The 14,770-nt window shown below is 39.6% G+C and carries 9 protein-coding genes; 6 read left to right on the plus strand and 3 right to left on the minus strand.

All coding sequences use genetic code 11. The features are described 5' to 3' along the window. The coding region (locus tag RMX98_RS14360) for an eIF2A-related protein (protein ID WP_409881152.1) at window positions 1-1,246 on the minus strand (1,246 nt) is incomplete at its 3' end. A gap of 955 nt (window positions 1,247-2,201) precedes the next feature. On the opposite strand from RMX98_RS14360, the gene RMX98_RS14365 reads away from it, so the two are divergent. The 3 genes from RMX98_RS14365 (at window position 2,202) to RMX98_RS14375 (ending at window position 6,233) form a co-directional block, all read left to right on the plus strand. Next, the gene (locus RMX98_RS14365; protein WP_322681043.1) at window positions 2,202-4,589 is read left to right on the plus strand and encodes an NACHT domain-containing protein; all 2,388 of its coding nucleotides are present in this window, start codon (window positions 2,202-2,204) and stop codon (window positions 4,587-4,589) included. Between the two features lie 240 nt (window positions 4,590-4,829). Further along, complete coding sequence (locus tag RMX98_RS14370) at window positions 4,830-5,891, plus strand: hypothetical protein (protein ID WP_322681044.1); 1,062 nt, start codon at window positions 4,830-4,832, stop codon at window positions 5,889-5,891. Between the two features lie 144 nt (window positions 5,892-6,035). Then, entirely contained in the window at window positions 6,036-6,233 is a 198-nt protein-coding gene (locus RMX98_RS14375; protein ID WP_322681045.1) for a hypothetical protein, read from the plus strand. A gap of 407 nt (window positions 6,234-6,640) precedes the next feature. Here the strand turns inward: RMX98_RS14375 and RMX98_RS14380 are convergent, their stop codons facing one another. Then, on the minus strand, window positions 6,641-8,155 hold the full coding sequence (locus tag RMX98_RS14380) for a thioredoxin-like domain-containing protein (protein WP_322681046.1): 1,515 nt from the start codon (window positions 8,153-8,155) through the stop codon (window positions 6,641-6,643). A 192-nt stretch (window positions 8,156-8,347) separates the two neighbouring features. Between RMX98_RS14380 and RMX98_RS14385 the strand changes: the two genes are divergently transcribed. Together RMX98_RS14385 and RMX98_RS14390 are read left to right on the plus strand one after the other, a co-directional pair. Then, window positions 8,348-9,046 carry an HAD family hydrolase gene (locus tag RMX98_RS14385; protein WP_322681047.1) on the plus strand — a complete coding sequence of 233 codons (699 nt, stop codon included), beginning with the start codon at window positions 8,348-8,350 and terminating at the stop codon, window positions 9,044-9,046. A gap of 29 nt (window positions 9,047-9,075) precedes the next feature. Continuing rightward, window positions 9,076-9,990 carry a glutaminase gene (locus RMX98_RS14390; RefSeq protein WP_322681048.1) on the plus strand — a complete coding sequence of 305 codons (915 nt, stop codon included), beginning with the start codon at window positions 9,076-9,078 and terminating at the stop codon, window positions 9,988-9,990. On the opposite strand, the gene RMX98_RS14395 is transcribed toward RMX98_RS14390, so the two are convergent. Next, window positions 9,967-11,604: a hypothetical protein gene (locus tag RMX98_RS14395; protein WP_322681128.1), complete on the minus strand. Its 1,638-nt coding sequence runs from the start codon at window positions 11,602-11,604 to the stop codon at window positions 9,967-9,969. The genes RMX98_RS14390 and RMX98_RS14395 overlap by 24 nt on opposite strands. Window positions 11,605-12,439: 835 nt before the next feature. Between RMX98_RS14395 and psaA the strand changes: the two genes are divergently transcribed. Continuing rightward, a complete protein-coding gene (psaA, locus tag RMX98_RS14400; RefSeq protein WP_322681049.1) occupies window positions 12,440-14,698 on the plus strand; it encodes a photosystem I core protein PsaA in 2,259 nt (752 codons plus the stop codon). Window positions 14,699-14,770 lie beyond the last annotated feature (72 nt).

The raw sequence follows: 14,770 nt of genomic DNA on the forward strand, positions 1-14,770 counted from the left end.
GGGCATCAAATACAATCAGGGCTACTGCCAATTCGTTCAAATATAACTGGTGAATCAGCCGATAACCCGGTTGTCCTGCTAAATCCCACAAAAGTATTTCCCGCAATTCTTGGCGATCTTCGCTTAACTCCAACTCCTGTTTGTGAAAAGTCCAAACACTACGACCGTGAGTTGATTCTGTGGGGCGAAACTCTCTATCAGTTAGCACCAAACTCAATCCAGACTTGCCTACACCACTTTCACCTACCAGCACCACTTTAGCGTTTCTATATAGGTCAGAAGGATTCGCCGGAGGTGCATTGAGCAAAATTTCTGAGTCGATTTTCCAAATGCGGATGGCTATGTCTGCTTCCCCCAAAGTCGCCAAAATGGGTTCTTTGGGGTGGAAAGCTAACCCAAAAGGCAATGATTTAAAAGTTTCTTCCTCCAAAATTGTTACCGTTTCCCAAGTGTCGCAGCGCCAGAGACGAACAGTACCGTCAGAAGATTTAGAAGCCAGTAATTTAGCATCATTAGAAAATTCTAAACAATTTACCGATCCTGTATGTCCTTCTAAAACAAATAATGTTTGCCCTGTTTGAGGGTTCCATAAGCGGATTATATTGTCACGTGAAGCTGATGCTACTATCTGCCCATCTGGAGACCATGCAACGCTGTAAACATCTGCCGAATGTCCAATCAGGGTTTTTTTCAGTTTCGTTGTTTCTTTATCCCAAAGTTTAATTGTGCTGTCGTGAGAAGCAGATGCCAGTATTTTTCCATCTGGCGACCATGCCAAGCTATTCACTTGTCCTGAATGTCCTTCGATGGTTTTGTATTCTTCTGTGTTGATATATCCCAACCTAATCGACCAATCATCCCCCATTCCACCGAAGGCAAGTATCTGACTATCGGGAGACCATGCCATACTCAGACATACACCGGTATGCATATCAATTGTCTTTTCGAGTTTGCCAGTATCTGTTTTCCAAAACCGGATGGTGTTATCAGCAGATCCAGAAGCAATTGATTCGCCATTTGGCGACCAGGCAACTGTCCAAACCCGTCCTTCATGACCCTCAAGGGTGCATATACATTCGCCAGTATTTACAGACCAAAGTTTGATTGTGCTGTCAAAAGATGGTGAGGCCAGCATCGTACCATCTAGAGACCATTCCACTCGACTAATTAACCCATTGTGCCCCCGAAGCGTATGTTTCAGTTGCCAACCTATTGGGATTTCGCTAAGAATGACTGGATTTTTCATAGATTCAGTTTTGTTTAATAGTTCACAAGTCAAGAATCAAAAAACCTTTTAATTTGTAGCTTTCTATGAGTTATCTTGTGCTTACTGCTGTCTAACTGCACTAAGTTATTGACTTGACAAACAGCTATATTTTTTCAGATAACATATAACGCGATATGCAACTTTTACTCAAATCTAACTCTCCAGTCTCTTTTCTTAGTTAAGAAGGGGGAAAATTTAGAGCATCTGACGTCAGAAGCTCTAAATCGGCAGAGCCGCACGCAGTTGCTACCTTGTGGGAACGTTAAAAGTGAACAAGTCGAGAAACCCGTTTAACACCTGCTTCACCAATCGAGTAGCTCCTGCTTGGAGCAAAGGGGTGAGAGTATTAAGTTGTATATCGCGTTATAGTATGTACTTCAATTTGGAGTATTTACTCAATTGAATCATTAATTGGCTCAAATAATTATTCTCAGATAGACTAATCAGTTTTTCGTCTTGCAGAATATATAAAAAGTATTAGATTCTTCCTTCCTCTATTTCCAAGGGTAGAACAATTTATGTAAAGTCTCTTTTTTTAGTAGGAATTTAGGAGTATTTTGCGTGATCAGGAGTTGGCGATCGCAGTTTGCCTTCTCAGACATATTCATCAAGACAATATATAAAATTTTATTTACATATCATTAGGAAATATAAGGCAATAAGCGGCAATTATCGGCAATTTGCAAAAATGTGTTTATTGAAGTAAAATAAGAGGTTAGATCGTCTATAACTAAGTCACAAAAACCCTGAATAAAATACTTTTTTAGGGAAAACCGATCTATTACTTTGGAGATATTATGTATAAACTACAAATAGAAATAGGAATTTCGGATAAAGTCTTATCCAATAAGGTCTGGAGAAGCTAAAACCTACTGTAATTTCAAGATACACTTTTATTTTTTCTTAATTATAACCAATCATCAAGGACATAGAGATGGCATCAATTCAAGTTGAATCAAAAGTTTTTCAATCATTAAAACAAGCGTACTCGGAGAAATTTGGCGGTTCACCAACTTCTTTAATTAACAGATTAAATTCTATTTATTATCAGTCAGAGGATAAAAGTGATAACTTAATTGCTGATAGAACTATTCGCTCTTTTTTTAATGCTGCTACCCCACCGAAAATGCAGGAAAAAAATCTCAATTATTTATGTAGGGTACTTTTAGACCAGAACAGCTATCAAGAAGCTCTAAGAAAAATCAGCAACATAGACTCTGAGTTTGAAGGAGATTGGCTAGATTCTTATTGGAAGCACTTAGAAAGAAAGTGCAATACAATGCGGATACTAGATATGAACGAACCAATACCTATTGATAGTATTTATGTTAAGTTTAAAATCCTCAAGAATATTCAAGGACGCAGGCAGCAAACCCTTGAATATTTATTAAATAATTTAGAATTAGAAACTTCAATTAATCCAAATTTTAGACGACTAATTTTTTCTAGTAATGAAGTTAAAATACCAGCTTTAGAAGCTGCAATGCAGAACCCAAAACTGATGGTATTAGGTAAACCAGGGGCAGGAAAAACAACATTTTTAAAGTATCTAGCCATGCACTTACCACTAGAAAAATCAATGGAGAAAATTGTGCCTGTTTTTATTCGGATGCGAGATATATCTGAAAATCAAGCCAATAGCAGCTTAACTGAAACTGTCATCTCTGAATTTACAAAATATATCCCCAACTCTGAGAAAAAAGTGCGTGATTTACTAGAAAGTGGGCGAATTTTAATTTTATTAGATGGATTAGATGAAGTAAAAGTAGAAAATAACAATATATATCGACAAATTGATGAACTTACCAATTCATTTCCAGATAACCGTTTTATAATTACCTGCCGCAATGCAGCGTGTGATTATGTTTTTGATAATTTTACAGAGGTAGAAATTGCCGATTTTGAAAAAGAAGAAATTGAGGTATTTGTTCACCATTGGTTTCAAGCCCGTGGAGAAGAAGAAAAAACTAGCGATCGCTTCTTAGAGAAATTAGCAGAAAATAAGGCAGTCAAAGAATTAGCCACAAGTCCTTTACTGCTGACGATTTTGTGTTTGACGTTTGAAGATAACTATAATTTCTCTGTAAATCGCTATGCACTATATGCAGATGCAGTAGATTCTCTTTTGAGAAGATGGGATGCTAGCCGTCGGATTGAACGTCAACCCGAACTTCATCTATCACGGCAACGGAAAATCAATATGTTTAGCGAAATAGCTTATCATGGCTTCAGTCAGAATCCCCCTAAATTTTTATGGCAACAATGGGAGCTAGAAAAGCAAATTGTACAATTTATGCAGAATATTATTCCTGAAATAGATTCAGCAGAAGTGCTAAGAATTATCGAAGCCAACTATGGTTTACTAATCAAACAATCTAAGGGAGTATACTCTTTCTCTCATCTGACTTTCCAGGAATTTTTTGCTGCGGAATACATAGTAGAAAATCGCAAATCAGAATTCTTGAAAAAGTTTGTTGAAGAAAATCTCATAGTCCGTCAATGGCGAGAAGTATTTATTTTAATTACTCAGCGACTGGGCAATGCTGATGAATTTCTTAAACTAATGTTTAGATGTACCAATGACATTGTAAAACAGAACCAGAATTTGCAAGATATGCTCAATTGGCTACATAGAATGACAACTAATGCTCACATTAGCTCTAGTTCTTGGAGAGCTTATTATTTAGCAATTGATTTAGATGTTGATCTCTACATTAGTCGTGATATTGAAATTGATCGGTCGACCTTTGCCAAATTTGCGACAGAACTCAGAAAATATAATGACGCTCATCATAAATTAGTTCCTCCACAACCAAAAGGTTTACTAATTTCCCGATTAGCAGCTATTCATGCTTTAGCTGTGGATCGTTCTCATGCAGACATTCCTAATGAATATGTAAGCCTAAAAAATTCCAATGAATTTACCATTAAACGACTGCAAATTGGTAATGATGTGGAAGTTGATATTAATGAAAAGCTAGATTTTGCAATTGAGAAAGCCCAAGAAGCAAATCTAATTGAGCTAACTAGAGAATTGATCGATTTGCAAAGCCGTCATCCATCTAGTCATGCAGCTAATCAAGAATGGCAAGAATGGGCAGAAGAATTACGACAACTTATGCTTACACATCTTGATGCTGGTTATAAAGTGAGCTTTGCACCCGCAGATGTCAAAGCTTTAGAAGATTATATTTATGCAAATTACTTATTATTTGACTGTATTTGTGGAGAAATTTATTGTTCTAGAGAACTACATGAGGAAATTCTAGATAGTTTACTATTACCTACAGATAAAATACCACCTCATCTATTAAGCGATTAGGATGTCAAGAACTTTTCTCTCAAAAAATAAAATTTATACAAATTCTTGAGGATTAGCAAAAGACCAATTCACTAATCTCAGAAGCGGAAATTTTTTGTACTTTATCGCGGTTCCTAAAAGTCCAGGTTCTATGCTGAGTAGGCATTTTAGCAGATATGCCCAAAAATTATACTGTTCAGAAATATTGTTCTGAGGAAAAATAGTGATATACTTCTCCTTGTTGATACTGGTGTTACAAGAATGCTACTTCAATTAAGCATTCTGTCAGTTGCGTTGGGATTTGCGGCTCATTGCTTCGCTCTTCTATTTGGCCTAAATGTCAGAAGCATTCCCTATCTCGAAGAAATGATGAATACTGCCATTTCTCTGGGCTTGTATATCAATGTTTTAAGTATCGATCCGATATTCTTTAAAAGACATTTGGACTCAATTATTAAGGTAATAGTTATTGGAGTTCCAATAAAAATTATCTTGCCCGGTTTCCTTTTGACTCACTTTTCACCCCGTGTTGCCCCAATTGCCTTTTTGTGTGCAACCGTGATTGCTCAAATAGATCCAATTGCCGCAGCTAAATCTCTTGACAGCAGCAAGATTAGCAGGAAATCTGAAACCATTTTGAGGGCTTGGTCTAGCTTTGATGACCCAATTACTGTACTATTTGCTTTTTACATTTTTTTACCACTATTAATCTCAAATAATTTTAGTTGGAATCAATATTTAGTGAGGATTGCTGCTGATATTATCAGTTGTATTACAGTTTATTACATATATTATAAAATTAATAAGTGGTTAAATAGACTATATCACAAGATAAAAACATTTTTAGAAATATTTATCTTAGTAATAATTATTGTTTATAGCGTTTTATCTGATTCATTCATTTTACCTGCATTTGTAGGTATATTCTTAAGACCAATTGCATCAGAACAGCTAGAAAAAATCATCTCTGCTATTTTTTATTTTAGTGTAATTGTTATTGGTTTATTGTCTGCTAATCTCAGTCTAGATTGGCTTTCTGGAGGAATTCTAGCATTTTCTACATTCTTTTTAGGACAAGTTATTGTGACTTTCCTGTTTTTAAAAGATTCTATGTCCAGTAAAGCAAGAGTTATGTTTGGTCATCAAAATGGCATGACTGCAATTCTGCTAACCGTTGCTATTGAAGTGTCTGGCTTAGATAAAACAAGAGATTTGTTATCAGTTACATTACCTGCGATTATCCTAATTGCCTTATTTTACTTTGGCACTAATTATCTTTTAGATCGGTTACAACTAAGCTCTTCAACTGACCAAGACTATTGAATTTATCTGAAAATGAGTGCAAAGCAGAGAATATTTTCTGGCTTAATGCCGCTTAATGCCGTTCATTGCCTATTATTGCCATAAGAGTTTATACTTAAGGAGGCAGCTTGATGCTGGATTGACATTTAGTAGGTATTATTAGCCATGCCTCAAAAACACGATCAAACCCAAGAGTCTGTTAAAGTCTGCAACCATAAACCTGGCGATCCTTGGGAAGAAAAGGGTTGTTGCGGAGAGATTGAAGCGATCGCCAAGGCAAATCAGGCGATCGCTAATGAGGGTAAGAACAAGCAGATAGCTGATGGTGAGACTAAGCAACTCATCCACAAAGCTGATAATTAAGATAAATTTAATCAGATGTCAAGTCATGGATAATACTCCTGGACTTGGACAGAAATTTGAAAAGACTCGATGGACTTACTACTAAAGATTTACTAGCCTGGGTAAACCAATCTAAAACCCAGGCTTAACAAAAATAAATCACCAAATCGCATTCTGCAAGCTTTGGCTGCTTTTGGTTGCTTTGCAGTTCACATCTGCTATAAATCGAGGCAAACTATCAGCTTTGGGGATACAGCTTGTATGTTCCGTTAAAGAGCGTGATTATGTCAAGGTAATTTGGATTCATTAAAATCAATCCAGCGATCGTACTGGCATTCAAGCCGCTAAAGATAATCACTCAACAATATTTTAAAACCTCACACCGAGGTGCTGAGTTGTTCTCAGCACCTTCGCATAAGATTATCATTCTATAAATTAGGTGGAATACAAACATCTGGCGCACACAAACCAGGAAATTCCAGTGTTGTCACCTCAAAGGTGTTTAAGTCTACGCGGCGGATAGCGTGATTATTGGTATCACTAATATATAGATATGAATCCATAACACTCAATCCCGAAGGTTCAAAAAAGCGGCTATTCTTACCTTGACCATCTTGTAAACCAGCAGAACCATCTCCTAATACTGTTTGACAATTACCATTGGGACTAACTAATTTAATTTTATGGTTATAGGTATCTGCTACCCACAGAAAATTCTGAGCATATTCCACTCCTAAACAGTGCTGCAAACGGACATCTTCACCTTGTCCATCTACATCGCCAAAACCAAATAAACCCCCACTACCGCAAATGGTTCGCACTTGGTACGGTTCGACAATTCCCACACCACGAATTGAACTAACTTCACTGTCAGCAATATATAATTCTTGCCCATTAGTAGTAATACCGCTAGGTTGAGCAAAGGCAGATTCGCTAAGTGAACCATCAATACAAGCTTCTGCACCAGTACCAGCATAAGTTTTGATGATGCCACTTTCTAAATCCATTTGCCAAATTTGATGTGGCCCAGCCATTGCAATAAACAAGGTATTTCCCACTTTGACTAAATCCCAAGGGGAATTCAGCGCGGTTTCTAAACCAGCACCGCTATGAGGATGGATATTGCGGCTTTGTTCACCAGTTCCTGCGATCGCTTCTACCACTTGACGCTTTAAATCAACTCGCCGCAGCGCATGATTTTCTGTATCAGCAACGTAAAGAATCTCATTTTCGGCATCATAAGCCATTCCCTGTGGTGCAAAAAACTGCGCTTCGCTGAACGAACCATCGCTTAAACCAGATTTTCCAGTACCAATTAAGTGCAAAATTTTCCCGTTGAAGTTACTCATAATCAGGCGATGATGTCCAGAATCAGCAATGAATAAACCCATTGGAGTAGCTAGAACTTTACCAGGAAAAGCTAGGGGTGTGATTAATGGTTGGCGCTGTTTTTCTAAAGTCAAGCTGATTTCTTGAAAATTAATTGTGCCTTTGTCTTGATGTTGCTGAATTAACTTTTGAATCAACTCGTCTAAAGCGTTACGGTTTCCTTCACCAGAAATTTGGCCAATCACGTAACCTTCTGGATCAATAATTATTAATGTTGGCCAAGCACGCACAGCATACTCTTCCCAAATCCGAAAACCTCTGTCCACTACAACTGAATGTTCAATGTCGTAGCGCAGAATGGCTTGGCGGATATTTTCTGTTTCTTTTTCATTTTCAAATTTGGCAGAGTGAACGCCGATAACAGTAAGACTTTCTTTATATTTTTGTTCTAAATATTTCAGGTTTGGCAGAATATGCAGACAATTGATGCAACAGTATGTCCAAAAGTCTAAAATTACGACTCTACCCTTGAGTTCTTTAAGAGATAAAGGTTTATCGGTGTTCAGCCAAGAGTAATTTTGTGGTAATTCTGGCGCTCTAACACGGGGAATCATAAAGTATCCTTTACTAAAGTTAGTTTATCACTTTAACTTTAAATTCAGAGCAGTTTTCATGCAGATTTTGCTGCCTTTATACACAGTTTATATATAATAATTGAACAGAAAAGTGAGATAACGGCTTCGAGCGATTAAACTAAAATCTGTAAATAATCATTGAAATTGCTTAGTTTATTTTAGGAGCTATATATGCTTGGGGTAATATTTGATCTAGACGGAACTCTTTGGAATATATCTAGTATATGTGCAGATGCTTGGAATCAAGCAATTAAGATTGCTAATATTCCGAGAACTCCTATTACTGAGGATGATATTAATGGGGTTAGTGGTCTTCCTTTTATAGAATGCATAAAAAATATTTTTCCAGACATAGAAGAGGAAAGTATTGATAAATTTTCTCTTTTAATCGAAGATTGTGAAAAGCAAGAGATAAAAATTAGAGGTGGAATTTTATACAAAGGAGTTTCAGAATATTTAGATACTTTGTCCGGTCAGTTTCCCTTGTTTTTAGTTAGCAATTGTGAATACTGGTATTTACAGGTATTTCTTTCTATGCCTTTAAACACTAATAATACAAACAAAACTTTTAGGGATATATTTGTAGACTCAGAGTGTTTTGGCAGAACTCAAAAACCCAAGGCTGAAAATATTATTGCAATCTGTCAGCGTAATAGCCTAAAAAAGGCGATTTATATTGGAGATACAGAAAGTGATCGATTAGCAGCTATGAAAGCAGGGGTTGATTTTATTCACGCCTCCTATGGATTTGGTTATGTAGAATCAGTAAATTTAAAGAGTGCAGCTTCTTTTAATGAAGTTGTTGATATATTGTTAACTCTTATTAATCCACCATCAGTAGCGATAGAAAATATTACAACGAGTTTATAAACTAGAAATGGTATTAGCGGATATCACTTTTGAAAAGACTTGACAGACTAACGACTACAGAGGTGTCAGCTTTGGTACAACAAGTGAAAACTAAAGCTGAACACGGAAAAGTTATCGATCGCATTCCGCAACTAGCTAAAGCTTATCCTGCTTGGTTTGCAGTTCATATCTACTGTGAATCGGAAAAAACCATCAGCTTTGGGGATACAGGTTGTGTATTTCCACTAATGAGCGTGATTAAGACATTTTCTTTACTTTATCTGCTGGAACATTTTGGAGCAGAAACAGTTTTTGGGTGGGTTGGGGTGGAACCATCGGATGCACCCTTCAATTCTTTAGAACAATTAATTACCGATCGCGGCCATCCCCGCAACCCGATGATTAATAGTGGAGCAATTACTCTTGCTGATAAGTTACCAGGAAAGGATGCAAGCATTCGCACTCTTTTATTTTGTCAATGGCTTAACCAATTAGCAGGTTGCCAACTATATTTAGATGAGGTGATGCTGGCTTCAGTGCGATTAACCCGTTCAACAGCCAATGAAGCGATCGCAAACTATCTTGCCGAAACAGGTCATCTAGAAAATCTTGAAACAGCACTTGACACTTATAATCAAATATGCTGTCTCTCTGGGCGAGTTGAAGATTTAGCCCTGTTAGGAAAAATCCTAGCTTTTGAAAATAGGTTGATAAATTCACAAAACCGTCGAATTGTCAATGCTGTAATGTCAATTTGTGGACTTTATGAAACTTCTGCCGAGTTTGCAGTCAGGATTGGTCTACCGATGAAATCAGGAATTGCTGGTGGACTTATAGCAATAGTACCAGGTGAGGGAGCGATCGCTTGTTACAGTCCTGGGTTGGATAATATTGGAAATCCTGTAGCAGCGATCGCATTTGTTGAGGCTTTAGCGCAAAAATTACAGTTGAGCGTCTTTGGTTAACTCTGTTGTTTTAGGTAACGGTGTTAATTCAGGAGTTGGCGTTAACGTTGCCTGTGGTTCTGGTGCAGGAGACTCGATAATCTCTGGCAGCGTGGGTGGCAAGCTAGGAGATGGCGCAATTGTTACTTGTGGAGTTGGTGTCTTAGCCGTTCGACGGTTGAAAAATCCGCCAAATCTAGGTTTAGTTGGCTGAGGCGCAATTTCAGGTAACGGCGTTGATTCAGGAGTTGGCGTTACCGTTGGCTGTGGTTCTGGTGTTGGCGTAATTATTTCTGGTGTCGGAGACTCAATAATCTCTGGCAGCGTAGGTGGCAAACTAGGAGATGGTGCAACTGGTGCTTGTGGTGTCTGAACTTTACCAGCTCCACGGTTAAAAAATCCACCAGGTCTAGGTTTTGTTGGCTGAGGCGCAATTTCGGGTAACGGCGTTGATTCAGGAGTTGGCGTTACTGTTGGCTGTGGTTCTGGTATAGGAGACTCAATAATTTCTGGTAGCGTCGGGGACAAACTGGGAGATGGTACAGCCGTTGGAACTTCTAATTTTGGTTGTTCTGGAATTTGCGTTTCCGGAATGGGCTGTTTTTCTAGCTTCGGTTGTATTTGGGGTGTTTTTTCAACAGAAGGTGTTGGTGTGGGTTTAGGTGTAAATCTATAATTCGGGTCTACAATAGGGCGCACCTCATCTGCTGTGAGTTCTCCTCTGACAATTCTCGACAAAGTGTCTTTACCCTTTGACTGGTAGTCAATCAATCTAACTGTAGTATTAAAGGCATTTTTCACAGGATTTCCCTGGTTATCGAGAAATTCTAGTTTTACCCAGTTTTTTCCTGGACGAAAGCCTTTAAGATAAATTGCCTGCCAGCGATCAAAAATAAAGCTTTCACCATTAATTGTGGAGCGAATGCGCCAATCACTGAATTCGTTGTTAGCGTTTTCTTTGCCAACCAGGTGCAGAGGAGCATTAGTTAGGTAAAAGTCCAGTAAGATTGGTTCTGCTCCGTAGCCGCTTTGAGGACGGCTGTAAGTTAGCAAAGGTAACTTGGGATCTGGATTGTTATCGTCGGTTTTGGTGAAGATATGAAATGTTGTCTGGGCATAAGCGCCTTCATTTTTAAAACTTTCATGCCAAGGACGAGAGGCGAAGACACGTAGGGTATGAGTACCTGGAGACAAGTCTGGCAAAACCAAAGGCTGATTCAGGTCGTAAATAGGTATATAAGGTTGGTTATCGAGAATTACGTGTAGATGGGGCCCCAGTTGTAATTCTGCGTCTTTAAATATTGGTAAATCCTTAACTTGAAAACTGGCTGTAACTTTGTTGTCTTGGAAAACCTCATCAGATTTTGGAGTAACAATTGTCACTTGTGGCTGATAAACTTCCAAAATTGGACGCAGTTCTTGAATAACACATGGTGGAGAAATTTCCGAAAATTGTTTGGAAATTTGAGAAATCTGTGGGGGTTTTTCTCCATAATCATTAGATACTTCCTGGCTGCCAGCTTTCTCACCACAACTGGTCAAGCTTAATACCAGCACCAATGTCATTATCCACCTGAGAATTGGAAATCTCTCAGCGAGGAATTTCTGTAACACCTTTTTCTGCCACGAGTTCATGCGTTGCACCCACTGATAGTCTTCGACAATTGACAGATTATTTTGGCTCAAACTGTCCATCTGGAACTATAGCCCAAAAGGTGAATCTGCCTCACACCCGATAAGTTTTCTTCAGGACTTACGCACACTCTACAATTCTTCTCTACGAGATGCTGCGCGTAGCGTTCCGAAGGAAAGGCGTTCTTGGCGTCTTGGCGGTATGCCTCCGGTACGCTACGCGAACGAGAAATTAAGCTTTTTAGCAATTTTTGCGTAAGTCCTGTGGAAAAAAATTCTTTTAAGATTTGCTTGGGGTATGAATCAATACGCTTGCGTTAAGCATTATTCTTTCCCTTGCCTCCCCTGCCTACCTCAACAGATTATTTTCTTAACTCAACTGTATTGAGGTATGAATCTACAGACTCATCTTCCCAATCCCTAATCCCGATTTTAAAATAAGTCATATTCTCTACAGCTTTTTACTTATAAAAATTGAAAGATGATACAAATATTTACGGTTAATAACAGCAAAAACTCGAATATCGGTTACATACAGCCAAACCATAAATTTTACGAATTGTTATTCTTTGTAAATTAAATAGATAAACTATTGACTTTTGGACAAATAGTTTGAAGTTAAAAGCCAGTTAAGGTATGAATTTCAGCAATATTTGAGCAAGTTTGAATTATTGTTAAAATATCTCCAACAATGTACAAGTGAAGACTTTATAATTCAACGAGAAACAACAATCCACATAGGTCTTCATCGCGGCTTCAGTACAATTCTGGAATTTGCGGTAATGGTTAATTTTGTGGTATTCATGATTCCTCATTCCTTATCAAGAGAGGAGGTCGAATGACAATAAGTCCTCCGGAGCGAGAGGAAAAAAAGGCAAGAGTAATCGTCGATAATGACCCAGTTCCAACCTCATTCGAAAGATGGGCGCAACCTGGACACTTTGACAGAACCTTAGCCAGAGGTCCCAAAACCACCACATGGATTTGGAACCTGCACGCACTCGCCCATGATTTTGATACACATACAAGCGATTTAGAAGACATCTCCCGCAAGATATTCTCAGCCCACTTCGGCCACTTAGCCGTAATAATGGTTTGGTTGAGCGGGATGATTTTTCACGGCGCGAAGTTTTCTAACTACGAAGCTTGGTTAAGCGACCCGTTGAACGTTAGACCTAGTGCTCAAGTAGTTTGGCCCATTGTTGGACAAGACATTTTAAACGGTGATGTTGGCGGTGGTTTCCACGGTATTCAAATCACCTCTGGTTTGTTCCAAGTATGGCGTGGTTGGGGGATCACAAACTCCTTCCAGCTTTACTGCACAGCGATCGGTGGCTTGGTATTAGCAGCCTTATTACTATTTGCAGGCTGGTTCCATTACCACAAACGCGCTCCTAAACTGGAATGGTTCCAGAATGTGGAGTCAATGCTGAATCACCACTTGCAAGTATTGCTAGGTTGTGGTTCCTTGGGATGGGCAGGTCACATAATCCACGTATCCGCACCGACCAACAAGCTTTTGGATGCAGGCGTTGCTCTCAAAGACATACCCTTGCCCCACGAGTTCATCTTGAACAAAGACTTGTTGACCGAGCTGTATCCCAGCTTTGCTGCTGGTTTAGCACCTTTCTTCACCTTGAACTGGGGTCAGTATGCTGACTTCCTCACCTTCAAGGGCGGTCTAAACCCAGTAACAGGCGGCTTGTGGATGACTGATATTGCTCATCACCACTTAGCGATCGCAGTTGTCTTTATCATTGCTGGTCATCAGTACCGTACTAACTGGGGTATTGGTCACAGCATAAAAGAGATCCTGGAAAACCATAAAGGTCCTTTCACCGGTGAAGGTCACAAAGGTCTCTACGAAAACCTGACCTCATCCTGGCACGCTCAGTTGGCTACTAACTTGGCCTTCTTGGGTTCGCTGACCATCATCGTCGCGCATCACATGTACGCGATGCCTCCCTATCCATATTTGGCAACTGATTATGCAACACAGTTGTGCATTTTCACCCACCACATGTGGATTGGTGCATTCTGTATAGTCGGCGGTGCGGCTCACGCTGCCATATTCATGGTGCGGGATTACGATCCAGTTGTGAACCAAAACAACTTGCTCGATCGCGTGCTTCGTCACCGAGATGCGATTATTTCTCACCTTAACTGGGTGTGTATCTTCCTCGGCTTCCATAGCTTTGGGCTTTACATCCACAACGATACAATGCGTGCCTTGGGGCGTCCCCAAGATATGTTCTCTGATACTGCAATTCAATTGCAGCCAGTATTTGCCCAGTGGGTGCAAAACATCCATACCCTAGCTCCTGGTGGTACTGCTCCTAACGCGCTAGAACCCGTTAGCTATGCTTTCGGTGGTGGGATTTTGGCTGTAGGCGGTAAAGTAGCGATGATGCCCATTGCTTTGGGTACGGCGGACTTCTTAATCCACCATATTCACGCATTCCAAATCCACGTTACTGTCCTAATTCTGCTCAAAGGTGTACTGTTTGCCCGTAGCTCTCGTCTGATTCCAGACAAAGCAAACCTGGGCTTCCGCTTCCCCTGCGACGGTCCTGGTCGTGGCGGTACTTGTCAAGTGTCTGGTTGGGACCATGTGTTCCTCGGACTATTCTGGATGTACAACACAATATCCATTGCAATTTTCCACTTCAGCTGGAAGATGCAATCAGATGTCTGGGGAACCGTAGATGCAGATGGTGTTGTGACTCACATCACCGGTGGTAACTTTGCCCAAAGTGCCATCACCATCAACGGTTGGTTACGAGACTTCTTGTGGGCGCAAGCTACGCAAGTCATCAATTCCTATGGCAGTGCGCTATCTGCTTATGGACTCATGTTCTTAGGCGCTCACTTTGTTTGGGCATTCAGCTTGATGTTCCTGTTCAGTGGTCGCGGCTACTGGCAAGAACTAATTGAGTCCATTGTTTGGGCGCATAACAAACTGAAGGTAGCACCAGCAATTCAGCCTCGCGCTTTGAGCATTATTCAGGGTCGGGCTGTAGGGGTAGCTCACTACCTCTTAGGAGGAATTGCCACAACTTGGGCGTTCTTCCATGCACACATCCTTTCAGTAGGGTAGCAATCAGCAAAATTTTGGATTTGAGATTTTAGATTTTGGTGAAGCAGCGCGGTCTTGGGAATTTCCCCCATG

Origin of the sequence: Nostoc sp. DedQUE02 (genome assembly GCF_034531035.1) — a bacterium.
Lineage (GTDB): Bacteria > Cyanobacteriota > Cyanobacteriia > Cyanobacteriales > Nostocaceae > Nostoc.

Bases quoted from the DNA above. Each gene is read 5' to 3' on its own strand.
- RMX98_RS14395 (WP_322681128.1), bottom strand. From the start codon at position 11,604: ATGAACTCGTGGCAGAAAAAGGTGTTACAGAAATTCCTCGCTGAGAGA.
- RMX98_RS14370 (WP_322681044.1), top strand. From the start codon at position 4,830: ATGCTACTTCAATTAAGCATTCTGTCAGTTGCGTTGGGATTTGCGGCT.
- RMX98_RS14375 (WP_322681045.1), top strand. From the start codon at position 6,036: ATGCCTCAAAAACACGATCAAACCCAAGAGTCTGTTAAAGTCTGCAAC.
- RMX98_RS14380 (WP_322681046.1), bottom strand. From the start codon at position 8,155: ATGATTCCCCGTGTTAGAGCGCCAGAATTACCACAAAATTACTCTTGG.
- psaA (WP_322681049.1), top strand. From the start codon at position 12,440: ATGACAATAAGTCCTCCGGAGCGAGAGGAAAAAAAGGCAAGAGTAATC.
- RMX98_RS14385 (WP_322681047.1), top strand. From the start codon at position 8,348: ATGCTTGGGGTAATATTTGATCTAGACGGAACTCTTTGGAATATATCT.
- RMX98_RS14365 (WP_322681043.1), top strand. From the start codon at position 2,202: ATGGCATCAATTCAAGTTGAATCAAAAGTTTTTCAATCATTAAAACAA.